This is a genomic window from Nocardioides ungokensis, from assembly GCF_013466985.1.
GTDB classification, from domain to species: domain Bacteria; phylum Actinomycetota; class Actinomycetes; order Propionibacteriales; family Nocardioidaceae; genus Nocardioides; species Nocardioides ungokensis.
In genome coordinates this window covers 3,616,767-3,640,442 of record NZ_CP059164.1, presented here as the reverse complement: position 1 = coordinate 3,640,442, position 23,676 = coordinate 3,616,767, and the positions used below count along the sequence as shown (strand labels likewise).

Sequence of the window (23,676 nt, the reverse complement as noted above, 5' to 3'; positions counted from 1 at the left end):
TCGTGAAGGGCGGGTTGTTACGTACTGCATGAGTGCCACTCCATTTCCGGCTCGAGTTTCTTGAGGCAACGAAGGCTCCGCCCGAGCTGCCCCAGTACCGTCGCCCTGTCGGTGTGTTCATCGGTCGCCCGCGCCAGCGGCTTTAGACCCCGACGCGATCCCCCGGCGCGGACGTTGCGTCGTCTGCCAGAAGCGCCGAAGGGAAACGCCGAAGCGGGCCCAGACCAGCGATAGGTCTTGGGCCCGCCCCGTGCCGTGCGGAAAGCCTGATTGGGCCGATCAGCCAGTAGCCGAGGTGCAGTCGGCGCCCGAGGCGACGAAGGTGCCGGCCGCGGACGTGTACTTCATCGCTGCACTGGTGGACTTGTATGCGTCCGAAGCGCCGGTGTTCCAGCCGCTGATGCAGTAACCACCTGTGGTGGTGCCAACGATGGTGATCTGGTTCCCAGGCGAGACCTTGAAATCGGTGCCCGTGGCCTGGATCGCGGCCAGGTTGAGGGTCACGGCCGTGGACGGGTTGTCGGTCGCGAGCGTCTCGGCGGCCGTAGCAGCGTTCTTGATGTCGGACTTGAGCGAGGCATCCACGCCCTTCTTGCGCTGGTTGAGGAAGACCGGGATGGCGATCGCGGCGAGGATGCCGATGATGATGATGACGACGAGGAGCTCGATCAGGGTGAAGCCCTGGTCCTTCTCCTTCATGGACTTCTGCATACGAGCGAGCATTTGGCGTTCTCCTGTGCGAGATCTGGCGGTTGGTCTGCGCAGTTCCCCACCGGAAGCCCCCGGGGGTGTCGCGCTGTTGTCGAAGAGAGTGTCGGTTCCCGCCAGAGCCGGCTTTAGGCCAAACGAGCGCAAATTTCCTCGAGCGACCCGGCGCCTCGTGCTGGCTGATGGGCTGTCTAGTCTCCGTTGCAGCGCAGCGGCGCTGGGTGCGGATACTTCCGACTCCCAGCGCCGCTGCGTGGAGTAGTGACGAGCTCAGGCTCAGACCCTGGTCAGAGTGCCTTCCAGGTGAGCGTGCCGCTGCAGGCTCCGGTGCTCGTTGGCGTTGCAGTCTGAGGGCCTGAAAGGAGACCGCCGCCGGTGGAGTCGTAGAAGAAGTACTTGCCAGCACCGCCGGTGCTACCGGTGTTAGACGCACGGATGCAGTAACCGTTTGCCGGGCTGCCGGCGATGTCGAGTGCATTCCCCGGGGACTTCTTGAAGCCAGCGGTCGCGAAGTTCTGCGCCTCGGTCGCGGCCGGCGAGGCCGTGTCGAAGCCCGTGGCAGCCGGGTTGTCGGAAATGTACGTCTCCGCGGCCGTGGCGGCGCTGTTGAGGTCCGACTTCAATCCTGCGTCGACACCCTTCTTGCGCTGGTTCAGGAAGACGGGGATGGCGATGGCGGCGAGGATGCCGATGATGATGATGACGACGAGGAGCTCGATCAGGGTGAAGCCCTGGTCCTTCTCCTTCATGGACTTCTGCATACGAGCAAGCATGGTGATGGATCCCCTGTAGGAGCTCGGGCGCGGGTTGCGCGGTTCGACCTCTGGACTTGTGACAGTCCAGACGCCCTTGTCAGGGAGAGACTCGGCGATTGCCAGGGCTCGCTTGAGGGGTTTGGGACAAACCTTGTGTAAGCGTCCGGGAATCTTGAGGTTCGCTCGAGGAACTTGAAGATCGCGGCGCGGGGGGCGCTCTCACTCGCGCGCCTCTCAAGTCCGCCGGGCGTCGTGCCGATGACATGCGAGTAAGGGATCGTCCCGACCGGGAGTCCGTCATCGATCAGCCGGGAGGCAAGTCATGTCCCTGTCTCGTCGGGACAGCGGCTTCACGCTGATCGAGATCATGGTCGTTGTTGCTCTCGTGTCTCTCATGTCGGCCCTCGGAGTCGGCGCCTACAAGAGCTGGGCCCTGGCACATGCGCAACTTGGCGCCGCGACCGACCTGCAGACGATCCTGCGACAGACCCAGGTGCGTGCCGTGACCGAAGGCTTCGCGTTCTGCGTCAAGTTCGACACACAACGACCCAGACCTACACCGTCTATCGCTATGCGTGCGCGCCCACGGGCAATGTCAAGGTGAATGGTCCGATAAAACTGGGCGACTCGCGCCTGCAGCTGACTGCGGTGAACTTCAGTGCAGTCGCCCCGGCGAGTAGCAGCGAGGTGACCTTCAGGGCGTCTGGCTCCGCCACGCCCGGAGGTTTGAACATCACTCGCACCGGCTCGTCCAAGATCTACACCATCGACGTCGAAGGGTTGACCGGCCGTGTCTCGCTTTCCTGAGACCGACGCTCCCAAGGGGCGGCGTGACGACGGGTTCACCCTGATCGAGGTCATGGTTGCGATGGGGATCTTCCTCGTCGTCAGCGCTGCGATCCTGCCTTTGGTCGTCGCCGGCTTCCGTACCGCAGCGACCGCTCGTGACGTGTCGCAGACCAAGGGCGTTGCACAGGCCCAGATCGAGAAGATGCGCGACCTGCCGTACTACGTGGGCCGCGCGGCCGGGGACTACAAGGACTTGCTCGACACGTACTACCGAGACCGCAACGCTCCGGGCATCACGCCGTCGTGCGCCTCTCCGACTCTCAGCTCCCTGCCGCCCACGACCTGGGAGGGCTACGTGTCGAACGCCGGCACTCACTGCTCGTGGGAGCCCACAGGCCCGCTCTACCGCAAGGTCGTCAACCCCGTGTCGGCGCCCGGGCTCGGCGTCTTCGCGATGACCATCTCCACCCAGTTCCTCTCCCCGGCGACGCCGCCGGTAGCGGTCGACGTGCCGTCGACGTACACTTCCCAGACCGCGGGCCAGGACGCGCCTCCCTCGTCGCAGGTTGGGGTCACTATCGCGGTGTTCTACAAGACGCCGAAGGGCGTCCGCTACAACGTGACCTACACCCAGGTGGAGCAGGCGGCTCCCATCAACCCGCTGATCACGTCGGAGGCCAAGGCCACCACGGTGCGGGTCTCCTCGGCTCTCGACGACGACAACAACCTGCTCGAGCAGCTCGGTGTCATCAACCTCTCGGGAGAGCTCTTCAGCGGATCCCGGGTGGTCGCCACCGCGTCGTCCGCGTCCGCCGGATCCTCGCTGGGTCAGCAGATCGCCGGCGCGTCGATGAACCTCGTCGCGCCCGTCGACACGGCCACGACGTCGGCGATTTCCGGCAACGTCACGTTCCCCACCTCGGGGTGCACCTACCAGTGCTTCGGCGACACGAAGGTCGACCAGGTCTCCGCGCTCGCCAACAACGGGCTGCCCCGCGCAGGGACGGCCACGGCGCCAATCCGCGCGATGATCCCCGCCAGCACAAACAACGACGGGTTCCGCTTCTCCAACGGGTTCTCCGGCACCCGGCTGATGCTCGACACCTCCAAGCCAATGGTCTCCCTCGACACCTCGGTGACCGGCGCCATGGCCGACGTCAGCAACTGCGTGGTGCCGACGACAGGGAGCGGCAACGCGTCCTACCTCACCGGCTCCGGCTTCCTCAACGCCACGGCCACGTCGGTTGCCTCCTGCGGCACGGCGCAGTCCAACACCGTCCGGCTCTTCCCGACGACGTTCGCGCCCAAGGGGGTCGTGCAGGTCGTCCTGGACGCCGCCACTGCCTCCTGCAGCGTCAGCGGAGGCGCGGGAGTGGCCACCGCGGGCTACCGGGCGACGGTCAAGTATTGGAACGGATCCACCTACACGACGGTCCCGGCCCTCAACGACACCAACACCGTCGACCCGCTCGACTCGGTCAACCTGGGACAGTCCGTCGCTTCGGGACTCACGCTCGGCGACTACATCTCGTCCTGGGGATCCGCGGTCACCACTGACCTCAAGAAGGTCACGACCACGAAGTCCGCCGAGGTGAGCGTGCCAGCGGTGGTCTCGATCGTGACGAAGCCGACGCGCGAGAACACGCCGACCGGCACGGCGCCGCACAACGCCGACCTCAACTCTGCGATCTCACTCGACATCGGGGCTGTCTCCTGCCAGGCGGGTGACTACCGATGACCCCGGAGCCCGAGGAAACCGCCGTGGACGCGGGGTTCACGCTGGTCGAGCTGATGGTGGCGATGGGGATCTTCCTGCTCCTGACCGGGATGATCATGACCTCGGTGCTGTCCATCAGCAAGGCCACCACCGACGTCCGCCAGTTCACCAACATCAACGAGCAGGCCCGGATCGCCGTCGAGCGGATCACGCGGGAGCTCCGGCAGGCCAAGGAGATCAGCTCGGTGACGCTGCCGCCGGCGGCGACGCCGAACGGCGACACCGCGCTCACGTTCGGCGTGGACTTCAACAACAACCAGGTCATCGACACCGTGACAGCCGACCCCGAGGTGCTCACCTACCGCTACGACGCGACCAACCAGCGGCTCACGCTGACCGCCAACGACGAGAGTGGCACCGCCATCACCCGGCCGATCCTGTCCTCACAGGTCAGCGCGTTCACGCTCGACTTCCGGTCGTCCCTGTGGCAGTACGACGGCTGCAGGCCACCGACACGGTGGGGGCACCCACGGGGACGCCGGACGGCGTCACTGACTGGACCGAGCTCGACACCGTGTGCGGTGGGGGCAACCACAACGGAGTCCTGGACGCGCCCGAGCTCGCCAAGATCGACCTGGTCGTGGTGACGCTGAGCGTCCTCCAGGGCCCGCACAAGCAGACCTACCAGACGCAGGTCAGCCTGCGGAACAACGCCCAGAGCTGAGGAGCGTCGTGAAGAAGCCTCGACTGCGACCGCTGCGGTCTCGTGACGAGAACGGTGTCGCCCTGCTGACCGTGATCATGATGCTCGCGCTCGTCAGCGCGCTCACCCTGACCATCGCGGTCGTGGCGACCAACAACCTCGTCTCGGCGCGGCTCTCGCAGCAAGCCGGCGCCGCGGTCAACGCGTCGGATGCCGGCATCTCCCAGGCCGTGACATACATGCGACAGAAGGGCACCCGCGGCCTGAGCTGCTCGCCGACCTGCGCCAGCAACCCCTGGGGCAACAGCACGACCCCGACGACGGTGACGGTCAACGGTCGTGCAGGACAGTCGTACAAGGTGTGGATCGAGCCGATCGCTCCCTACCCGGCCAACAAGCCGGGTATCTACCGGATCCACTCCACCGGGTACGCCGGCGGGGCGGCCGGTCGCACGGTCACGGTCGACGCGAGCATCAGCACGCTGCCCTTCGTCTTCGGCATCGTTGCCGGATCGGTGTCGGGCGGCGGCAACGCGGGGTGCACCACGAGTCGATCTTCTCCACCGGCTGCGTGTCGCAGCGCGACAAGATCCAGTTCGCGGGCCTCGACGCGGCGTTCGGGATCCCGGCGGCCGTGCACAGCACCGACGTGATCACGGTGAAGAACGACTCCGGGAAGACCTGCCCGACCGGCGACTCGATCCACAGCGCGGCCGCCCCCTGCAACACCACCTACAAGTACGACCAGGACAAGATGGGCGCCGCGCTCACCACGTACCCGGGGTGCTACAACACCGCCCGCTCCGACTCCGACTCGACCATCGCCAACCAGCCGCAGTACAACGACTCCAGCAACAGCGTTGCCTACAACTACCCGCGGACGTCGTACCTCGACACCGCCACGATGAGCACGCTCTACAAGGCCAAGCGTCCGCCCTTCACCCAGGCCCAGCTCGACCAGCTCAAGGCCGTCGCCCAGATGGACGGCACCTACTACACGTCGGCGACCGGCTACACCGTGCCGGCAGGTCCGGACGCCGTCATGTACTTCAACCTGACCGGGGCGGCGACCAACGCCCGGCAGGTGGATCTCAACAACCTGGCCGTTTCTCCGTGGAACCGCGACCACGACCCTGCGAGCTGCCCATCCCAGTCGCTGCTCGTCATCATCGAAGGCGGCGACGCCAAGCTCAACAGCAACAGCAAGCTGTCCGCCGCGGTGTTCCTGACCTCCGACGACCCGTACGGGAACGTGTCGAAGGCGAACGGCACGTCGACGTTCACCGGGTCGATCTACGCCAACAACGTCGACCTGACCGGTACGTCGGACCTCTGGATGGACCAGTGCTTCATCAACAACCCGCCGCCGGCGCTGAACACGGTGACGACCTACAACTACCGCGAGGTCGACCGCTGATCTGAGCCTGGCGCGCGGGCGACCCGCAGCGCCGGCCCCGCGGAAGCTTTACCTTTGTTTGTCCCCAGAATCGCCGGATCGGGCCGATTCCGGGGCCCGAGTGTCGGTGGTCGATGCGATCATTGGACACATGTTCGAAACCGATGCAGCAGGAGAGCCCGCCGAGGTCGCCGACCTCGACGCGACGGCCTGCTCGCGTTCCTCGACCAGCGCAAGCTCGACGCACGGATGGCCGAACGCGACAAGCTTCGGGCCGCCGCCCAGTGGTGTGTGCTGCACCCCGCCACCGCGGGACCGGCACCGCCACCTGGGGCGGCGCATCGCTCCTCGGTGGCGACCTGGACGGGGACGAGTCGCTCGGCGGCGAGGGCACCCCGGCCGTGTCGGCGTTCGCCCCCGAACCCCTCGCAGCGGCGCTCGGGGTCGCGACCACGACCGGGATGAAGCTGATCGCCGACGCCCTCGACCTCCAGCACCGGCTGCCCCGCATCTGGCGCCTCGTCGAATCGCTCGCGGTGGAGCCGTACAAGGCCCGCCACGTCGCCCAAGCCACCCACAGGCTCTCCAAGGCAGCGGCCGCGGATGTGGACGAGCAGCTCGCCGACCGGTTGCCTTCGTGCTCGTGGCGGGCGATCGAGACCGGCGTCGCGCACGCCATCGCCAGGCACCACCCCGAGATGCTCGAGGAGCGGCAGAAGTCCGGGAAAGCAGTCCTGGCACGTGACGCTGCGCCACCCCGCCCCGAGTGAGTACGCCGGCACCTCCTGGCTCGACATCACCGGCGACACCCTCGACCTGACCGCGTTCCACGACCTCGTCTGCGACCAGGCCGCCGCCTTGAAGGCACTCGGGGACACCGACGAGCTGGAGGTCCGCAAGGCCAAGGCGCTGGGCGTCATCGCCTCCCAGCAGGCCCAGCTCGACCTATCGTCGCTGATGGACCCCGACGGCGACGAGAGGCCAGCGGTGTCGGCAGGGCCGCGGACACCGAAGACCCGGTTCTACCTCCACCTGAACATGGCCGACCTCGCCACCCACGGCTGCGGCACCCGGGGGGACCTGAGCGCGGGCACGGTCGAGCGGCTCGGCGCCGCCACTCTCACCCAGATCAAGGAGTGGGTCGGCCACTCCCAGGTCACCGTCCAACCGGTCCTCGACCTGGCCCGCAGAGATGCGGTCGACGGACACGAACCACCCGCGTGGATGCGCGAGCTGGTCATCCTCCGCGACGGGCACTGCGTCTTCCCCTGGTGCCCACACGAAGCCCGCTCAGCCGACCTCGACCACATCGACCCCTACGTCCCGATGGAGGAGGGCGGACCACCCGGCCAAACCCGGCCCGAGAATCTGGCCCCCCTGTGCCGGCGACATCACCGCGCCAAGACCAGCCGACGATGGCGCTACCGACGCCGACCCGACGGCACCTATGAGTGGCACGGACCCCACGGCCGCAGCTACCTGGTCACACCCCACGGCACCATCCAGCTCACCACCAACTGAGACGCCCGGACCCGGCAGACCTCCACGGACTGGCGGGCTACCGGCATGCCTGGGTCTCGACACGCTCGCTGGCGCTCGCTACTCGACCACCGATGGCGTGGGGGGAGGGCTACTTGATCATGTCGAAGATCTTGAAGATCGGCATGTAGAGGGCGACGATCATCGACCCGACGACGCCGCCGAGGAAGGCGATCATCAGGGGCTCGATGAGGGCGGTGAGGGACTCGGTCATCGCCTCGACCTCCTCGTCGTAGAACTCCCGCGATCTTGTTGAGCATCTGGTCGATCGCGCCGGCCTCCTCGCCGGAGGCGATCATCTGCACGACCATCGGCGGGAACACCTCGTGCTCGGCCAGGGGGCCGGCGACGGACTCACCGCGACGAACCGACTCCTGGACCTGCTTTAGCGCCCGGGAGATGACGATCGAGCCGGTGGTCTCCGAGACGATGTCGAGGGACTGCAGGATCGGGACGCCCGACGACAGGAGGGTGCCGAGGTTGCGGGCGAAGCGGGTGAGGGCGAGCTTCTGGAAGAGGTTGCCGAAGACCGGCATCCTCAGCTTCGCGGGGTCACGACGTTGCGGACGCGCTCGGTGTGGCCGTACTTGCGCCACCAGACGGTGAAGCCGACCATCGACACGATCCCGAGCGGCACGAGGTACTTCATCGCGCCCGACAGCATCACCAGGATCTGCGTCGGCAGCGGCAGTTGGCCGCCGAGGCTCTCGAACATCCCCTTGAAGACCGGGACGACGAAGATCAGCATCGCGCAGCACATCAGGATCGCGAGGATGAAGACGACGACCGGGTAGGTGAGCGCGGCCTTGATCTTGCCCCGCAGCTTCACCTCGGCCTCGAAGTTGTCGGCGATCTGGCGCATGGCCGAGTCCAGGAAGCCGCCGGCCTCGCCGGCCTTCGTCATGTTGACCATCAGCGGCGGGAAGGCCTCGGGGCTCTTCGCGAACGACGCGGAGAGGCTGCTGCCGGCCTCGACGTCCTGCTTGACGCCGCGCAGGATGCGCCGCAGCTCGGGGTTCTCCGACTGGTCGGCCATGATGTTCAGCGCCCGGATCATCGTCAGACCGGCGTCGATCATCGTCGCGAACTGGCGGGAGAAGACCGCGAGGTCCTTGGTCTTGACCCGCTTCTTCGGCCCGATGTTGATCTCGCGGTTCATGCCGACGTTCGAGGCCTTCACCTCGAGGGGCACGTAGCCCATCGCGCGGAGCTTGTCGGCGACCGCGGCCTCCGAGACGGCCTCGACCTTGCCCTCCGTGAACTTCCCGGCAGCGTCGCGGACCTTGTAGGAGTACTGCGTTGCCGTGGTGCTCATGGGCATGTCTTCCGGTCGTCGTGAAGGGGAGTGGGGGTCACTGCCAGCTGGTGGGGCGCTGGGCGGCGGAGCCGGCCAGCGTCTCGAAGTCAGCGCGGTTGGTGCAGGCCTCGAGGCCCGCGGCGAAGCTGATCTGCCCGGACCTGACCAGCGAGGCGAGGTGGGCGTTCAGGGTCTGCATCCCGTCCTTGGCGCCGGCCTGAAGCGCGCCCTGGATCTGCTGGAGCTTGTCGTCGCGGATCATCGCGCGGATACCGGTGTTGCAGACCATGACCTCGACGGCGGCCGCGCGGCCCTTGCCGTCCGCGGTCTTCACCAGGGTCTGGCAGACGACGCCCTGGAGCGTGGCGGCCAGCTGGGTGCGCACCTGCTGCTGCTGGTCGGAGGGGAACACGTCGACCACACGGGTGATCGTGTCCTGCGCCGACTGGGTGTGCAGGGTGGCCAGCACCAGGTGGCCGGTCTCGGCCGCGGTGAGGGCCACGGAGATCGTCTCGAGGTCACGGAGCTCGCCGACCAGGATCACGTCGGGGTCCTGGCGCAGCGCGTGCTTCAGCGCCGCCCGGAAGCCGTGCGTGTCCGCACCGACCTCGCGCTGGTTGACCAGGCAGCCGCGGTGCTCGTGCAGGAACTCGATCGGGTCCTCGATGGTCATGATGTGACCGCGGCGGGACCGGTTGATCTTGTCGATGATCGCCGCGAGCGTCGTGGACTTGCCGGAGCCGGTCGGGCCGGTGACCAGCACCAGGCCGCGCGGCAGGTCGGCGAAGGTGCCCAGCACCTCGGGCATGCCGAGCGACTCCAGCGGCAGGATCTCCCACGGGATCACGCGCATCACGGCGCCGATGTTCTCGCGCTGCTGGAAGACGTTGACGCGGAAGCGCGCGTGGCCCGGCACGGCGTACGCGAAGTCGAGCTCGAGCTCCTCCTCGAACACCTTGCGCTGCCGCTCGGTCATCACGTTGTAGAGCGTGCGGCGCAGCTGCTCACCCGTCAGCGAGGGATAGCCGGGCATCATCTCCATCTCGCGCGCGGACCCGGACGGTGGGCGGCGCCGCCGAGGTCAGGTGGAGGTCGGGAGCCCTTCATGCGCAGGACCTGGATCAGCAGCTCGTCGAGGATCAGGTTGTGCGGCTGCGCGGGCGGCGTCACCACGGGGGCCTGGTGGACGGGGCGCCTGCTGGACCGGGGGCTGCGCGACCGGGGCCTGCGGCGCGGCCGGCGGCACCACCGTCTGCGGCACGGTCTGTTGGGCCGGCTGCGGGGGAGCGGCCTGCTCGGGCGCAGCCGTGGTGCCGAGGGACAGGCCGAAGCCGTTGCGCAGTACGTCGTTCACGAGGGTGCTCCTCCGAGCGGGGGGCGAGAGAGTGCTGACCACTCTCTTCATCGGTCGCCCGGAGCCCGGACTTGAGGACTCCCGCGGCTCAGGCGACGACGCGCAGGACCTCTTCGATCGACGTCCGGCCCTGGGCCACCTTGCGCCAGCCGTCGTGCTTGAGCTCGCTCATGCCCTGCTCCTGCGCGGCCCGGGTGATGTCGTCGGTCGAGGCGCGGGCCACGGTCAGCCGCGAGATCTCCTCGGTCACGCTCATCACCTCGTGCAGCGCGAGGCGTCCGCGGTAGCCGGTCTGGGAGCACGCCGAGCAGCCGGCGGGCTTGTAGAGCGTCGGCAGCGGGTCGCCCTCGACCCACGGGAAGCCGACCCGGGACAGCTCCTCGGGCTCGGGGGTGTAGGCGACCTTGCAGCGGGGGCACAGCGAGCGGCACAGCCGCTGCGCGAGTACGACGTCGAGCGCCGACCCGACCAGGAACGGCTCGATCCCCATCTCCACCAGGCGGGTGACCGCGGAGGGGGCGTCGTTGGTGTGCAGGGTGGAGAGCACCAGGTGGCCGGTGAGCGCCGCCTCGACGGCGATCTGCGCGGTCTCGTGGTCGCGGATCTCACCGATCAGCACGATGTCGGGGTCCGAGCGCAGGATCGAGCGCAGCGCGGAGGCGAAGGTCAGGCCGGCCTTGGCGTTGGTCTGCACCTGGTTGATGCCGGCGAGCCGGTACTCCACCGGGTCCTCGACGGTGATCACGTTGACGTCGGGCCGGTTCAGCTGGTTCAGCGTCGCGTAGAGCGTCGTCGACTTGCCGGAACCGGTCGGCCCGGTGGCCAGGATCATCCCGTAGGGCTTGGAGTAGGACTCCTCGAAGCGGCGGAAGTTGTCGTCGCTGAAGCCGAGGTCCTGCAGGTCGAGCTGGGTGTTGGTGTTGTCGAGGATTCGCGCGACGACCTTCTCGCCCCACACCGTCGGCAGCGTCGCGACGCGCAGGTCGATGCGCCGGCCCTGGTGGTTGACCGACATCCGGCCGTCCTGCGGCACGCGCCGCTCGGCGATGTTCATGTCGCACATGATCTTGAGCCGCGAGATGACGCCGTTCTGGATGTTCTTGGGGGACCGGTGGGCGTCCTTGAGCACGCCGTCGATGCGGTAGCGCACCCGCAGGTCGCGCTCGGTCGGCTCGATGTGGATGTCGGAGGCCCGGTCGGAGATGGCCTGGTTGATCAGCAGGTTCACGAAGCGCACGACCGGCGCCTCGTCGGAGACCTCCGTGAAGTTGGCGAGGTCCTCGGCCTCGTCCTCCGCGGTGAGGTCGGAGGTGAGGTCCTGGAGCTCGCCCTCGGCCCGGTAGGTCTGGTTGATCTTGGTCTCGATCTCGGCCCGGTTGGCGATGGCGAACCGCACCCGACGGCTGGCCATCCGGCCGAGGTCGTCCTTGAGCTCGATGTTGCCGGCCTGGCGGATGCTCACCGCGACGACCAGCTCGCCGTGCTCGACGCGCAGCGGCAGGACGCTGGAACGGCGTACGAAGTCGGCGGGCAGCAGTGAGGCGGCGCCCATGTCCACCGAGTACTCGCTGAGGTCGACGTACTCGAGGCCGGCCGAGGCTGCCGCGGTGCGGACGACGTCGGTCTTGTCGACGGTGCCGTTGTCGAGCAGCACCTCGAGCACGCTGCGGGAGCGCTCGGCGGCGACCCGGCCGGCGTCGTCGACCTGGTCGGGGGTGACGAGCCCGGCGTCGAGGAGGGCGGTGACGGTCTCGCTGGAAGGGTGAGGGATCACGGTCACTCCTGTGGGATGACGGTCAGCGCTGCGAGGGGGTTGGCCCGGTAGCGCAGGATGAGTTCCCGAGTGGCTTCGTCGATACGGTCGTGCAGGGCCCGGCGGTAGGCGGTGAGCTGGCGCTCCGCGGTGCGGAGGCGCTCGAGCGCGTCCTCGATCTCGCCGGCGTCGTGCGGGTCGACCTCGGTCACCCACATCTCGCTGAGCACCGGGAGGTCCGGGAGCGGGTCGGCGGCGCGGAAGCGGACCAGCGCGCGCCGGGTCCGGCCCGAGCCGGTGTCGCCGAGGACGCGGACCAGGTCGTCGATGCTCAACGGGGCGCTCGTGCCGGACTCCGCCTCGAGCACGTCGATGCGCGCGTGCACCAGGCGCCGCCAGTAGGACACCTTGTCCTCCTCGCCCTCCAGCCCGTGTCGGTAGCTGCGGAGCTGCTCGAGGTCGAGGGCGGCGAGCTCCTCGGAGGGCACCGTCGAGGTGACCGAACGGCGGCGGCTGTCGGGGCCCTGGTTGCTCATCTGCGCGTCACTCCGTCTCGTCGACCAGTGCGGGGTCGATCCCCGCGCGCTTCAGCATGACGGACATGTCGTGGGTGTTGGAGCTCACCAGCTTGGCGTCGCGGACCGAGACCGTGCCGTCGAGGACCATGCGCACCAGGTGCTGGTCGAAGGTCTGGGTGCCCGAGTAGCTGCCCGTGGCGATGATGTCCTCGATCGTGTCGGTCTTGTCGGGGTCGGCCACGGCCTCGGCCAGGCGCGGGTTGTTCACCGCGATCTCCATCGCCACCGCGCGTCCGGCGCCGTCGGCCCGCGGCACCAGCCGCTGGCAGACGATGCCGCGCAGCGACGTGGCCAGCCCGAGCCGCACCTGCTTCTGCTCGTGCGGCGGGAAGAAGTCGATGATCCGGTTCACCGTCTCCTTGGCGTCGGTCGTGTGCAGCGTCGACATGACGAAGTGCCCGGTCTCCGCGGCGGACAGGCCGGCCTTCACGGTCTCGGCATCCCGCATCTCGCCGATGAGGATGACGTCGGGGTCCTGACGCATGGCGGCGCGCATCGCCACCGACCAGTCAGCGGTGTCGGTGCCGAGCTCGCGCTGGGTCACGCTGGCCAGCTTGTCCTGGTGCACGACCTCGATCGGGTCCTCGATGGTGAGGATGTGCACCGCCCGGGCCTCGTTGATCGCATCGACCATCGCCGAGAGCGTCGTGGTCTTGCCGGACCCGGTCGGCCCGGTCACCAGCACCAGGCCGCGCGGCTCGAGCGCGAGCTGCCGGATCACGTCGGGCAGCCCCAGGTCGCCGAGCGACATAGGGGTGAGGCGGACCAGGCGCAGCACGCAGCCGGCCGCGCCACGGGAGCGGAAGGCGTTGACCCGGAACCGGCCGATGCCCGGGACCGAGAGCGCGTAGTCGGCCTCGTTGGTCGCGGCGTAGTGCGACGCGACGTCGGCCGGCATGGTCTCGCGGATCATCGCCTCGGCCGCCTCGGCGGTCAGCGGGTCGACCTGGAGCGGGACGAGGGTGCCGGAGATCCGGATCTTCGGAGGACCACCGACCTTGATGTGCAGGTCTGACCCGTTGTTGACCACGACGGCCTGCAGGAACGGGGCGATCTGAAGGGTCACGGGTGGTGCCTCCGGTTCGGCATTCGACAGTGGTCTGTGTACCACGGTTCACAGGGGTTACATGGTGTTGTCGGTCGCCGGAGCCGCGACCTTGACCCGACACGCCGAGCAGTGGGAAATCCGGGCCACCCCGTCAAGTACCGGCCCGGCGCTGCCGATGACTCCTTCGACCCGTTTCTCCCTCCTACCCTTCGAGGACCCGATGGCACGCACCCTGGTCGGACTGGACATCGGCAGCACCGGTGTCCGGGCAGCCGAGTTCGTCCCGGGCCGACGCCGCTCGACCCTGCGACGCTTCGCCTCGGTGCCTCTGGCACCGGGCGTCGTGCGCTCCGGGATCGTGGTCGACGGCGAGGCCCTCACCGCGGCGCTGCGCGAGCTGTGGGCGACCGGGAAGTTCGGCTCCAAGGAGGTCCGCCTCGGGATCGCGAACTCCGGGGTGATGGTGCGTCAGATGGTCCTCGACTGGATGCCGCCCGCCGACTTCCGCCAGGCCCTGCGCTACCAGGTGCAGGACGCGCTCCCGATGCCCGTGGACGACGCCAACCTCGACTACCACCTGCTCGAGGAGGCCGAGCTGGCTCAGGAGAACGAGGACCCGCGGCGTGTTGCGCGCATCCTCCTCGTCGCCGCGGCCCGCGAGGTCGTCGACCCGTTCGTGGACGCGGCCCGCCACGCGGGCCTGCGCACGTCCGGCGTCGACCTGCTGCCCTTCGCGCTGGTCCGGGCCCGCACCCCGAACGGCCTCGACCCGTCGGGCGAGGCGGAGGCGATCGTCGACATCGGTGCCGACGTCGTCTCGGTCGTGGTGCACGCCGGCGGCGTGCCTCGCTTCGTCCGGATCATCCCGGGCGTCGGCGGCGACTCGATCACCCAGGCGGTCCAGCACGGCTACCAGTGGTCGTGGGAGGACGCCGAGCGCACCAAGGTCTTCGTGGGCCTGCCGGGTCACGCGACTCTCGACGAGTTCCAGCGCCAGACGGTCACCGTCCGCGACGACGGTCTCGACCACCCCGCGCAGAAGCACGTCGTCACCGCGGCGACGAGCCTGGTCGCGGAGATCAGCACCACCCTCGACTTCTACCGCGCCTCGGCCGCCGAGGCCGCGACGGCCGACGGTGCGGGGCAGCCGACCGAGGTGGCCCGCGTGCTCCTCTCCGGCTCCGGATCCCGCCTCGGCGGCCTGCGCGAGCTGCTCGAGCAGCGGCTCGGGACCCGGGTGGAGGCCCTGGACGTGATGCCCTTCGTCAAGACCACTCGCGGGTCGCACTTCACCCCGGACGACGAGACGGCCCTGGCCGTCGCCGCCGGCCTCTGCGCAGGAGCCGGTCGATGAAGCGCCGCGGTGCAGCCAGCCACCCGCGTCCGGGCCTGCCCTCGGTCAACCTGCTCTCGCAGTCCGAGTTCGACCGGATGGCGGTCCGCCGGCTCCGCAAGCGCTTCGTCGCCGGCGGCGTCGCGCTGGTGCTCCTCGTCGGCGCGGGCTGGTTCGTCCAGCACATGCGCGTCAACGACGCCCAGAAGCTGGTGGCGGTCGAGCAGGCCCAGACCAGCCGCCTCAGCTCGCAGACCCAGACCCTCACCACGATCAAGACGTTCGTGACCGGCGTTGCGGCCCAGAAGGCGACCGTGAGCACGACGATGGCCCGGGAGATCTACTTCTCGAAGGTCCTCGCCGGCCTCCGGGCGGCCACCCCGTCCGGCACCAGCATGCAGTCGATCTCCGTGACGCTCGCGCCCGACGCGGCCGGTACGACGGCCCCGGCCGCCGGGGCACCGGCCACCGCCGGCGCGTCGGTCTGCCCCGGGCCCGACCCGTTCCAGACCGAGACGATCATCGGCTGCGTCACCCTCTCCGGCACGGCGGTCTCGCGTGCCCAGGTCGGTGAGCTGGTGACGAACCTGGGCAGCATGGGCCTCTTCGTGGAGCCCTTCATCTCGACCACGACCACCGGTGACTCGGCGACCTCGGTCACGTTCAGCGGCTCGGTCGGTCTCTCGGAGAAGGTCTACAGCCACCGCTACGCCCCGGCGTCGGCCACGGCGACCGACCCGGCCGCCCCCACGGCGGCGGCGCCCACCGACCAGACCACCCCGGCGGGAGGGACCTCCTGATGGACCTCAACACCCCCACCGCGAGCAAGGTCGTCGGCGGGCTCTCCCTGCTCGCGATCGGCGGGCTCAGCTGGGTCCTCGTGCTCGGCCCCGAGACCAGCAGCCTGACGGACACCCGGCTCCAGATCGAGTCCGCGCGCCAGCAGAACGCCGTGCTCACCCAGCAGCTCAGCACGCTCCAGGACCAGCAGGGCCAGCTGCGCGCGTCGCGGCACCAGGCGCGCCACCTGGCCAAGAAGTTCCCGCCGACCGCCGACCAGCCTGGCCTCTTCAAGGAGGTGACCGACGCGGCCGTCAGCGCCGGGATCGGGCCCAAGGGTGTGACCACCCTGGCCCCGACGCCTCCGGTCATCGGCAGCGCGGCGGGGGGCGTCACCGCGGACCCGCCGGCCCCCGGGTCCGGCGCGCTGGCCAGCCAGACCGTCTCCGTGTCCGTGACGGGCACCTACGACCAGACCCAGCAGCTGCTCGAGAACCTCGAGCACATGCCGCGTGCCTACCTCGTCACCTCGGTCGCCCTGGCCGGCGGCGGGGACGGGACCACCACCGCGGACACGTTCACCACCACCATCGCGGGCGAGATGTTCGTGATGCCTCCCGTGGTCGACCCCGGGAAGACCATCAACCTCGACGCGACGACCACCACGAACTAGAGCGAGGAGCGTTCTCATGCAACCCACCACGCTGGCCGGTCTGGTCTTCGCACTGCTCGCGATGCTCGTGCTGCTCCTCGGCTCGATCGTGAGCCGTCGGCGCCGTGAGCGCGCCGAGGCCAGGCCCGGCGAGGTCAGGCACGACGAGGAGCCCCAGGTGCCCGCGGTCGAGGCCGTCGATCCGGAGGTCGCAGAAGTGGCCGAGGTCGAGCCCGAGCCCGAGCCCGAGCCCGCCGTCGGCGTACCCGAGGACGAGGCCCCTGCCAAGCCCCGCAAGCCCCGCAAGCGCCGCTTCCGCCGCGCCAAGGTGGTCGAGGACGCGGGTGTCGTCGACGCGGAGCCCACCACCGCGGACCACCCGATCGACGAGTCGCCCGAGCAGGCCGAGGTCCGCGCGCTGCGCGAGCAGCTGCGTGCCCTGGAGCAGGTGGTCCAGCAGCAGACGGGGGAGCACCCCACGGCGGCGCTGTCCCGGGTCGAGGACTCGGCCGCGGAGCAGTCGAAGACCTACCTGCGACAGGTGTCCCTGGTGGTGCGCGGCCTGGCCGACCACACCGACGAGGACGAGAACCCGCACCGCACCCTGGCCCGCGTCGCCGCGGCCGTGGAGCGCCTCGGCGTCCCGAACGCCATGGAGCGTCCGGTGCTGCCGCTGCCCGACGAGCCCTCGGCGCGGCCGCGGTCCGACGGTCTGCGTTCTCCGAGCCACCGCAGGGAGCTGCCGGAGCTGGAGGCGGGCTCGGTGATGCCGGCGATGTCGACCACCACGATCGAGGACGTCTTCAGCGGCCTCGACGGCGCCGTCCCCGACCAGGCACCTCAGGAGGACCCGGCGCCGTACGCCGCCCCGGCGAGCGAGGCCGACCCCGTCGACGAGGTCACCGAGACCCGGGCGCTCGACCAGGTCGAGGCCGCCGCCCCGGAGGCCGATCTCGGCATCCCGGCGTTCGAGGAGCCCGAGCTGGTCCTGCCGGTCCCCCCGCCGGCCAACAGCGCGCCAGCGACCGGTCGTCGCCGTCGGCGCAGCAAGTCCGTCTGATCTCGAGGAAGTTGGACCCATGACGATCGTCTACGACGACCAGGGCACCCCCGACGCGCCCCGTCGTCTCACCGTGCCCCAGCGGTTCGCCCGCCTCGCCGTGCAGCACGCGGCCGAGGGCGACGTACGCCGCGCCCAGCTGGCCTCGTGGGCCGCCGACGTGCACGTCCTGGAGGAGCTGCTGTGGGAGAACGGCCTCGCCGAGGCCGCCGACCCGGTCGCCCAGCTGGCCGCCGTGGGTGAGTCGGTCGCCTCCGCGCTCGAGGCGCTCGCCGAGAACCCGGCCGGCGACATCACCCCGCGCGCGATCGTCGAGGCCGCCCGCAAGGCCATGGTCTCGACGTTCGACGAGTCGGTGCACGAGGTCCTCCTCGAGCAGATGCCGGCGCTCGACCACCTCGACACCTGTGACCCGTTCGCGGCCGACCGGACCGACGACGGCGAGGAGCACCCGGCCTCACGCCGGCTCGGCCACCGCTCCGCGGAGGAGCTCGTCGCCGAGCTGCGGGTCGCGGCCTCGGACTGCCTGGCCGTCGAGCGGGTCATGGTCGAGGAGGGCGAGGACGTCGCCGCGAGCCGCCTGGCGCACCAGGCCGACGTCGCGACGTTCGAGGCCTACCTGGTGGCCGCCGCGGTGCACGCGGGCGACGAGAACCTCGCCACCGTGGACCTGCGCTGGGACCTCGCCCGTGGGCTCGACCCCGAGAGCTGGACCGAGGCGCAACGCGACGGCAACGCCTTCGCCACCCTGCGTCGCGAGCTGATCTCGCTGGTCGGCTCCGCCGAGATGGAGACCCTCTGGCGCACCTTCGAGTCCGCGGCCGGCGAGTGATGGACAGCTACACCGTCGCGGCCGACGCCCTGCCGGCCGCCTTCATGCCGACCTTCCTCGGGGTGCTGGGCCTGCTCATCGGCTCCTTCCTCAACGTCGTCGTCTACCGCGTGCCCGCCGGCCTCTCCCTGGTGTCGCCCGGCTCGGCGTGCCCCGCGTGCGCGCACCCGGTGCGCCCCCGTGACAACGTCCCGGTCGTCTCGTGGCTGGTGCTGCGCGGCCGCTGCCGGGACTGCAGCGCCCCCATCTCGGCGCGCTACCCGATGGTCGAGCTGGCCACCGGGATGCTGTTCGCGCTGACCGGCTGGCGCTTCGGCGCCTCGCCGTACACCGCGGCCGCGCTGGTCGTGATGGCCGCCGGCGTCGCGCTCTTCCTCATCGACCTCGACCACTTCCGCCTGCCCTTCGGCGTCACCGCGGCGACCGGGGTCGGGACGGTGCTCGCGCTGCTGGTCGACGTCGTGGTCCGCGGTCCGGAGGCGGTGCCGACGGCGCTGCTGTCGACCCTGCTCTGGCTCGGCGTGTACGGCGGCATCTGGCTGCTGACGCTCGGGCGCGGGATGGGGCTGGGCGACGTCGCGCTGGCGCCGGTCCTCGGCCTGGCACTGGGCTGGCTCGGCTGGGGCGCGAGCATCGTCGGCCTGGCCCTCGGCTTCGGGATCGGCGCCGTGGTGGGTGTCGTGCTGATCGCGTCGGGCCGCACCCGCCGCGGGATGCGCGTGCCGCACGGCCCGTTCCTGCTCAGCGGCGCGGCCGTCGGGCTCTTCGCGGGGCGCCGATCTGGGACGCCTACCTGCGCCTCGTCGGCCTGGCGTGAGCTGAGGGGTCTCGGGATGAACGACGTGGCGATCCGCCGACTCCAGCGAGCGCTGACCTCGACCTGCCCCGACGGTGGCCCGTCGGCGAGCAGGCTCCCGACCGTGGCGACCCCGTGGGCCGGCTGCACGCTCTCCCTCGACGTCGACGGCACCATCCTGTGGGCCGGCCCCACCACCAGGGAGGTGCTGGGCTGGTCGCCCGAGGACCTGGCCGGCAGCCACATCTCCCTGCTGACGCCGCGCCTGGGCGGCGACCTCGACGAGGCCCATCTCTCCGTGCTCCTCGCCGACGAGGACGTCGCGACGCTCATCGACGTCGGCGTGAAGCGCGACGGCCGCTCCTTCAAGGCCTCCATCAGCCTCGAGGCGGAGCGGTCGGCGGCCGGCGAGGTCACCGGGGTCAACGCACTGGTGCGTGACGTCACGGCCGTGCTGACCGCCCGGCGGGCGCGTGACCTGGCCCGTCGCACCCGCGACGCCGTCGTGGTCACCGATGCCGACTTCTCGATCCAGTACGCCACCCGCGCGGCCTCGGAGATGCTGGGCTACGCGCCCGAGGACGTGCTGACCGGTCCCGGCAGCCACCTGGTCCATCCGGCCGACCAGGACGGGTGAAGGAGGCGCTCGGCCGCCTGCTCGCGGATCCCGACCGGATCTTGAGCGGCTGGTCGCGCGGCTGCGGGACAAGCAGGACCGGTGGCTGTGGGTCGAGGGGACGGTCACCAACTGCCTGGCCGATCCCGACGTGGGGGACTGGTGGCCAACCTGCGCGACGTCACCGACCAGGTCCGCACCCAGGACGCGCTGCGCCTCTCCGGAGCCCTGCACCAGGCGATGGTGGAGACGGCCGACGAGGGGATCGTGGTCGCGGGGCAGGATGGCACCACGAGGTACGCCAACCCGGCGATGGCCCGCCTGCTGGGCATCCCGGCCGAGCGGCTCTACGGCAGCGACCCGGTGTCGCTGCTCATCCCCGGCGCTCCCGACGGAGGCTGGCGTCAGGAGGTGGCCTACGCCCACCCGGACGGCTGCGACCGCATCCTCCAGGTCACCCGCAGCCCACTGGGCCGGGAGGTCGCCGACGGCCTCGGCTCCCTGGTCATGGTCGCCGACGTCACCGAGAGACGGCGCTCGGAGCGGGCGCTGCGGCGACGAGCCCTCTACGAGCCGTTGACCGGGCTGCCCAACCGCTACCTCGTCCTCGACCGCCTCGAGATGGCCGCCGCTCGACAGGCGCGGTCCGGCGGCAGCACGGCCGTGCTCTTCCTCGACCTCGACCGGTTCAAGCCGGTCAACGACACCCACGGCCACCAGGCCGGCGACGAGCTGCTCCGCCAGGTCGCGGCGCGGCTGACCGGGGCGGTGCGGGCCACCGACACGGTGGGGCGCCACGGCGGTGACGAGTTCGTGATCATCTGCGAGGACCTCGACGAGGGTGCGGCCGTCTCGGTGGCGGCGCGGATCCACGCCGCGCTGCGAGCGCCGTTCGAGCTCACGACCGGCAGCGTGGAGGTCGGCGGCAGCATCGGCGTGGCACTCTCACCGCCGTACGACGTCGACGACCTGGTCCGGCAGGCGGACGTGGCGATGTACCACGCCAAGGGGCAGGGCGGAGGCCGCTCGGCCGTGGCCCACCCCGACGGGGCTCAGTCGCGGTAGCGGCGGGTCAGGGCCCCGGTCGCCCGCGCCTCGTCGGGTGAGACCGCCCGGCTCCAGAGCCAGCCCTGGGCGGCGTCGCAGCCCAGCGCGTGCAGCAGCTCGGCGTGCTCGGGCGTCTCGACCCCCTCGGCGACCACCGTGAGGCCGACGGCCCGGGCGAGCTCGACGATCGAGGCGGCGATGGCCAGGGCGCTGGCCTCGGTGGCGATCTCGGCGACGAAGCTGCGGTCGATCTTGAGCATCGTGACCGGAAGGTTGCGCAGGTACGCCAAGGAGCTGTGCCCGGTCCCGAAGTCGTCGACGGCGATGGAGAAGCCGCGCTCGCGCAGGCGCGTGAGCACCCCGACGGCTGTCGGGGCGTCGGCCATGATAGCGCTCTCGGTGACCTCGAGCAGGACGTGCTCGGGGGCGAAGCCCGCCGAGCCGACGGTCTCGGCGATCCAGGTGTCGAGCTGGGGGTCGCTCAGCGTGTAGGCGGAGACGTTGACCGCGACGTAGCTGTCGGGCCCCAGCGCGCCCTCCTCGCGCAGCGCGCGGGCGTCGGCCAGGGCTCGGCGCAGGGCCCAGCGGTCCAGCTCGGGCGCCAGCCCCACCTCCTCGGCGACGGAGACGAAACGGTCCGGCGACACCGGGCCGTGCACGGGGTGGTCCCAGCGGGCCAGCGCCTCGGTGCCCACCACCCGGCCGGTGCGCAGGTCGATGACCGGCTGGTGGTGCAGGGTCAGCTGGTCGCCGGCCAGGGCCCGTCGCAGGTCGCCACCGAGCTCGCGGCGCTCCTCGGTGGCGGCGTCGAAGACCCGCACCCGGTGCCGGCCGGCCGCCTTGGCGGCGTACATCGCGGCATCGGCGTGGCTGAGCAGGGCCTCGGCCGAGGCCACCGGGGACGTCGCGACGCCGATGGACGCGGTCAGGTGCACCTCGCCCTCCGACACCTCGAAGGGGGCGTCGAGCGCTGCCAGCAGGTCCTCGGCCAGGAGCCGGGCGGCCTGCTCGTCCGCGTCCTCGCAGACGACGAGGAACTCGTCGCCGGCGAAGCGGGCGACCGTGTCGGTCGGCCGGACGCCTGCCTGGAGCCGCGCCGCGACCCGGACGAGCAGCTCGTCGCAGACGGTGTGGCCCCAGACGTCGTTCACGATCTTGAACTGGTCGAGGTCCACGAAGAGGACCGCGGTCGACTGCGTCTCGCGCCTCAGGGCGTGCTGCAGCCGGTCGAAGAGCAGGGCGCGGTTGGGCAGGCCGGTGAGCGTGTCGTGCAGCGCCGCGCGCCGCAGCTCCTCCTCGAGACGCCGCGCGTCGGTCACGTCGGAGACCATCGCCAGCGATCCCTCGACGGTCCCGCCGAGGTCGTCGAGCGGGGCCGCCGAGACCAGGAGCGTGCGCCGGCGCCCGTCCGGGTGCGGGTAGACCACCTCGTAGCGCTCGGGGCGTCGCTCCGGGGACGCGTCCCGGCGCTCCCTCAGCCGCCGGCCCGAGTCGAGGACGTCGAGCAGGGGACGCCGGTGGACCTCCTCGGGGGTGAGTCCCAGGATCTCCACCAGACGGTTGTTCGCGTAGACCGTGCGGCCGTCCGGGGCGAAGACCCACAGGCCCTCATCGGCGTTGTCGGCGATGGCGCGGTAGCGCGACTCCGAGGCGCGCAGGGCGGCCTCGGCACGGACCCGGTCGTCGATGTCGCGGAGGTTCCACAGCATGCCGCCGACGGCGGTGTCGAGCAGGTTGCTCGCGGTCGCCTCCAGCCAGCGCCAGCCGCCCGCGGCGTCCCGGGCCCGCAGGGTGGTGGTCCCGTGGCCTCCCTCGACCAGCACGCGGGTGAAGACCTCGGTCGCCGACGTCAGGTCGTCGGGGTGCACGTAGCCGGTGCTCCCCGCCTCCCCGAGGTCCTCGGGGGAGTAGCCCACGAGCGCGCACAGGGCGGGCGACGTGTAGAGCACCAGCCCGTCGGGGTCGGTCACGACGGCGAGGTCGCCTGCGCGCTGGGCGAGAGCCAGGAAGAAGCTCTCCTGCCGTTCGCGGCGCCCCTCGATCCGGCGCAGGCTGCTGAGGTCCTGGACCGTGGCGGCGACGCCGGCGCGGTGGCCGGCCCGGTCGCGCAGCAGGGTCCCGCTCACGATCGCGGGGACCGGGCGGCCGTGCGGACGCTTCAGGACCCGCTCGGACACCAGGGTCTCGAGGTCCCCGGGCAGGTCGCCGAGCAGGCCGTGCAGGCGGCCGTCGTGACCCGGGTCGGAGCGGTGCAGGAGATCGCGGGCGGGCAGTCCCACGAGGCTCTCCTCCGACCGGTCGACGAGCCGGCAGAACGCCGCGTTGACCTCGGTCAGGTGGCCGCCACGTCCCACAGCACCTGCGGCACGGGCGACTGCTCGAACTGGGCACGGATCCGGGAGGCCGACCAGCCGGGCGGGTGGGCGGTCAGCGACCGCAGGTGCCGCCCCGCGGCCTGGCTGCGGCCCCGGTTGGTGGGGGCAGGCAGATCTGTCTCGACCACTCCCGGTGTCGTACCGGGCTCGGCGGCCGACGCGAGCCGTGCCTCATGTGCGTGCATTCGCCCTCCCACTGGACCCGAGCACGAGGAACACCGTAGGCACCATGAGGCACTCTTGTACCGAAAATTGGAGAAACGCCGCCCATGAATGCCCCGCACGCCCGCCGGATCGGTGTATAAGACGCCCGAGAATGGGCCGTCCCACAGCCGGGCGAGGGCGGAATTTCCTCCGCCCCGGGCTCAAGTCGGGGCGTGCCGCGACCGATCATCCGGTTACCAGAATCCGTCCCGAGAGCGCGTGGTGGGGACCGTTGAGCTTGCCGCTCACGGGACGGGGGTGAGGTGGGGGAAGTAGCGTGACAACGACGACCGCGGCGCTCGGTCAGCCGCCCGCATCATTGTCGTTCACCGGGGCACGGAACC

Annotated in this window: 24 protein-coding genes and 2 pseudogenes; 14 read left to right on the top strand and 12 right to left on the bottom strand. The window is 70.4% G+C overall.

The genetic code is table 11. The features are described from left to right. Nucleotides 1-279: 279 nt before the first annotated feature. Together H0S67_RS17975 and H0S67_RS26900 are read right to left on the bottom strand one after the other, a co-directional pair. A complete protein-coding gene (locus tag H0S67_RS17975) occupies nt 280-699 on the bottom strand; it encodes a prepilin-type N-terminal cleavage/methylation domain-containing protein (protein WP_219635326.1) in 420 nt (139 codons plus the stop codon). 296 nt (nt 700-995) lie between these two features. Beyond that, complete coding sequence (locus H0S67_RS26900; RefSeq protein WP_219635325.1) at nt 996-1,457, bottom strand: prepilin-type N-terminal cleavage/methylation domain-containing protein; 462 nt, start codon at nt 1,455-1,457, stop codon at nt 996-998. Between the two features lie 328 nt (nt 1,458-1,785). Between H0S67_RS26900 and H0S67_RS28405 the strand changes: the two genes are divergently transcribed. The 7 genes from H0S67_RS28405 to H0S67_RS17935 all read left to right on the top strand — a co-directional run bounded on the left by H0S67_RS28405 (nt 1,786) and on the right by H0S67_RS17935 (nt 7,589). Then, entirely contained in the window at nt 1,786-2,067 is a 282-nt protein-coding gene (locus H0S67_RS28405) for a pilus assembly FimT family protein (protein WP_180934148.1), read from the top strand. A gap of 186 nt (nt 2,068-2,253) precedes the next feature. Continuing rightward, nucleotides 2,254-3,990 carry a type II secretion system protein gene (locus tag H0S67_RS17960; protein WP_180934147.1) on the top strand — a complete coding sequence of 579 codons (1,737 nt, stop codon included), beginning with the start codon at nt 2,254-2,256 and terminating at the stop codon, nt 3,988-3,990. A gap of 23 nt (nt 3,991-4,013) precedes the next feature. Beyond that, the gene (locus H0S67_RS17955) at nt 4,014-4,616 is read left to right on the top strand and encodes a PilW family protein (RefSeq protein WP_180934146.1); all 603 of its coding nucleotides are present in this window, start codon (nt 4,014-4,016) and stop codon (nt 4,614-4,616) included. An 85-nt stretch (nt 4,617-4,701) separates the two neighbouring features. After that, the gene (locus H0S67_RS17950; RefSeq protein WP_180934145.1) at nt 4,702-5,325 is read left to right on the top strand and encodes a pilus assembly PilX family protein; all 624 of its coding nucleotides are present in this window, start codon (nt 4,702-4,704) and stop codon (nt 5,323-5,325) included. Next, nucleotides 5,244-6,089 carry a hypothetical protein gene (locus tag H0S67_RS17945; RefSeq protein ID WP_180934144.1) on the top strand — a complete coding sequence of 282 codons (846 nt, stop codon included), beginning with the start codon at nt 5,244-5,246 and terminating at the stop codon, nt 6,087-6,089. The genes H0S67_RS17950 and H0S67_RS17945 overlap by 82 nt, the downstream gene beginning before the upstream one ends. Before the next feature lie 266 nt (nt 6,090-6,355). Beyond that, the gene (locus tag H0S67_RS17940) at nt 6,356-6,838 is read left to right on the top strand and encodes a hypothetical protein (protein ID WP_180934143.1); all 483 of its coding nucleotides are present in this window, start codon (nt 6,356-6,358) and stop codon (nt 6,836-6,838) included. Beyond that, complete coding sequence (locus H0S67_RS17935) at nt 6,810-7,589, top strand: HNH endonuclease signature motif containing protein (RefSeq protein WP_180934142.1); 780 nt, start codon at nt 6,810-6,812, stop codon at nt 7,587-7,589. The genes H0S67_RS17940 and H0S67_RS17935 overlap by 29 nt, the downstream gene beginning before the upstream one ends. A 109-nt stretch (nt 7,590-7,698) precedes the next feature. Here the strand turns inward: H0S67_RS17935 and H0S67_RS26895 are convergent. The 8 genes and pseudogenes from H0S67_RS26895 to H0S67_RS17910 form a co-directional block, all read right to left on the bottom strand. After that, nucleotides 7,699-7,836, bottom strand: a pseudogene (locus H0S67_RS26895) (type II secretion system F family protein); the annotation flags it as partial. Nucleotides 7,837-7,909: 73 nt separating this feature from the next. Then, nucleotides 7,910-8,143, bottom strand: a pseudogene (locus tag H0S67_RS28400) (type II secretion system F family protein); the annotation flags it as partial. A 2-nt stretch (nt 8,144-8,145) separates the two neighbouring features. Continuing rightward, nucleotides 8,146-8,922 (bottom strand): type II secretion system F family protein, encoded by a 777-nt coding sequence (locus H0S67_RS23820; protein WP_219635323.1) that lies wholly within the window; start codon nt 8,920-8,922, stop codon nt 8,146-8,148. A 37-nt stretch (nt 8,923-8,959) separates the two neighbouring features. Then, complete coding sequence (locus H0S67_RS17925) at nt 8,960-9,937, bottom strand: type IV pilus twitching motility protein PilT (protein ID WP_246354855.1); 978 nt, start codon at nt 9,935-9,937, stop codon at nt 8,960-8,962. A gap of 48 nt (nt 9,938-9,985) precedes the next feature. Beyond that, a complete protein-coding gene (locus H0S67_RS23815) occupies nt 9,986-10,258 on the bottom strand; it encodes a hypothetical protein (protein ID WP_219635322.1) in 273 nt (90 codons plus the stop codon). 88 nt (nt 10,259-10,346) lie between these two features. Continuing rightward, entirely contained in the window at nt 10,347-12,032 is a 1,686-nt protein-coding gene (locus tag H0S67_RS17920; RefSeq protein WP_246354854.1) for a GspE/PulE family protein, read from the bottom strand. A gap of 2 nt (nt 12,033-12,034) precedes the next feature. After that, nucleotides 12,035-12,547, bottom strand: a complete 513-nt coding sequence (locus tag H0S67_RS17915; RefSeq protein WP_180934141.1) for an RsiG family protein — start codon at nt 12,545-12,547, stop codon at nt 12,035-12,037. A 7-nt stretch (nt 12,548-12,554) separates the two neighbouring features. Further along, nucleotides 12,555-13,655, bottom strand: coding sequence for a type IV pilus twitching motility protein PilT (locus tag H0S67_RS17910; RefSeq protein WP_180934140.1), 1,101 nt, complete (start codon nt 13,653-13,655; stop codon nt 12,555-12,557). A 202-nt stretch (nt 13,656-13,857) separates the two neighbouring features. Here H0S67_RS17910 and pilM point away from each other — a divergent pair, with 202 nt between their 5' ends. The 7 genes from pilM to H0S67_RS17875 all read left to right on the top strand — a co-directional run bounded on the left by pilM (nt 13,858) and on the right by H0S67_RS17875 (nt 20,771). Continuing rightward, nucleotides 13,858-14,991 carry a type IV pilus assembly protein PilM gene (pilM, locus tag H0S67_RS17905; RefSeq protein ID WP_180934139.1) on the top strand — a complete coding sequence of 378 codons (1,134 nt, stop codon included), beginning with the start codon at nt 13,858-13,860 and terminating at the stop codon, nt 14,989-14,991. Further along, nucleotides 14,988-15,770 carry a PilN domain-containing protein gene (locus H0S67_RS17900; RefSeq protein WP_180934138.1) on the top strand — a complete coding sequence of 261 codons (783 nt, stop codon included), beginning with the start codon at nt 14,988-14,990 and terminating at the stop codon, nt 15,768-15,770. The genes pilM and H0S67_RS17900 overlap by 4 nt, the downstream gene beginning before the upstream one ends. Continuing rightward, complete coding sequence (locus H0S67_RS17895) at nt 15,770-16,423, top strand: type IV pilus inner membrane component PilO (protein ID WP_180934137.1); 654 nt, start codon at nt 15,770-15,772, stop codon at nt 16,421-16,423. The genes H0S67_RS17900 and H0S67_RS17895 overlap by 1 nt, the downstream gene beginning before the upstream one ends. A gap of 16 nt (nt 16,424-16,439) precedes the next feature. Beyond that, nucleotides 16,440-17,462: a hypothetical protein gene (locus H0S67_RS17890; protein ID WP_180934136.1), complete on the top strand. Its 1,023-nt coding sequence runs from the start codon at nt 16,440-16,442 to the stop codon at nt 17,460-17,462. Between the two features lie 19 nt (nt 17,463-17,481). After that, a complete protein-coding gene (locus H0S67_RS17885; RefSeq protein ID WP_180934135.1) occupies nt 17,482-18,294 on the top strand; it encodes a Rossmann-fold NAD(P)-binding domain-containing protein in 813 nt (270 codons plus the stop codon). Continuing rightward, complete coding sequence (locus H0S67_RS17880; protein ID WP_180934134.1) at nt 18,294-19,727, top strand: prepilin peptidase; 1,434 nt, start codon at nt 18,294-18,296, stop codon at nt 19,725-19,727. The genes H0S67_RS17885 and H0S67_RS17880 overlap by 1 nt, the downstream gene beginning before the upstream one ends. A gap of 141 nt (nt 19,728-19,868) precedes the next feature. After that, nucleotides 19,869-20,771 carry a diguanylate cyclase domain-containing protein gene (locus H0S67_RS17875; RefSeq protein ID WP_180934133.1) on the top strand — a complete coding sequence of 301 codons (903 nt, stop codon included), beginning with the start codon at nt 19,869-19,871 and terminating at the stop codon, nt 20,769-20,771. On the opposite strand, the gene H0S67_RS17870 is transcribed toward H0S67_RS17875, so the two are convergent. Beyond that, a complete protein-coding gene (locus tag H0S67_RS17870) occupies nt 20,759-23,107 on the bottom strand; it encodes a sensor domain-containing protein (protein WP_180934132.1) in 2,349 nt (782 codons plus the stop codon). The genes H0S67_RS17875 and H0S67_RS17870 overlap by 13 nt on opposite strands. Then, nucleotides 23,086-23,256 carry a hypothetical protein gene (locus tag H0S67_RS17865; RefSeq protein ID WP_180934131.1) on the bottom strand — a complete coding sequence of 57 codons (171 nt, stop codon included), beginning with the start codon at nt 23,254-23,256 and terminating at the stop codon, nt 23,086-23,088. The genes H0S67_RS17870 and H0S67_RS17865 overlap by 22 nt, the downstream gene beginning before the upstream one ends. Nucleotides 23,257-23,676: the final 420 nt, after the last annotated feature.

Excerpts from the sequence above, each read along its gene's own strand:
- H0S67_RS17975 (WP_219635326.1), bottom strand. The coding sequence starts at position 699 with ATGAAGGAGAAGGACCAGGGCTTCACCCTGATCGAGCTCCTCGTCGTC.
- H0S67_RS26900 (WP_219635325.1), bottom strand. The coding sequence starts at position 1,457 with ATGAAGGAGAAGGACCAGGGCTTCACCCTGATCGAGCTCCTCGTCGTC.
- H0S67_RS28405 (WP_180934148.1), top strand. The coding sequence starts at position 1,786 with ATGTCCCTGTCTCGTCGGGACAGCGGCTTCACGCTGATCGAGATCATG.
- H0S67_RS23820 (WP_219635323.1), bottom strand. The coding sequence starts at position 8,922 with ATGAGCACCACGGCAACGCAGTACTCCTACAAGGTCCGCGACGCTGCC.
- H0S67_RS17925 (WP_246354855.1), bottom strand. The coding sequence starts at position 9,937 with ATGCCCGGCTATCCCTCGCTGACGGGTGAGCAGCTGCGCCGCACGCTC.
- H0S67_RS17915 (WP_180934141.1), bottom strand. The coding sequence starts at position 12,547 with ATGAGCAACCAGGGCCCCGACAGCCGCCGCCGTTCGGTCACCTCGACG.
- pilM (WP_180934139.1), top strand. The coding sequence starts at position 13,858 with ATGGCACGCACCCTGGTCGGACTGGACATCGGCAGCACCGGTGTCCGG.
- H0S67_RS17900 (WP_180934138.1), top strand. The coding sequence starts at position 14,988 with ATGAAGCGCCGCGGTGCAGCCAGCCACCCGCGTCCGGGCCTGCCCTCG.
- H0S67_RS17895 (WP_180934137.1), top strand. The coding sequence starts at position 15,770 with ATGGACCTCAACACCCCCACCGCGAGCAAGGTCGTCGGCGGGCTCTCC.
- H0S67_RS17890 (WP_180934136.1), top strand. The coding sequence starts at position 16,440 with ATGCAACCCACCACGCTGGCCGGTCTGGTCTTCGCACTGCTCGCGATG.
- H0S67_RS17885 (WP_180934135.1), top strand. The coding sequence starts at position 17,482 with ATGACGATCGTCTACGACGACCAGGGCACCCCCGACGCGCCCCGTCGT.
- H0S67_RS17880 (WP_180934134.1), top strand. The coding sequence starts at position 18,294 with ATGGACAGCTACACCGTCGCGGCCGACGCCCTGCCGGCCGCCTTCATG.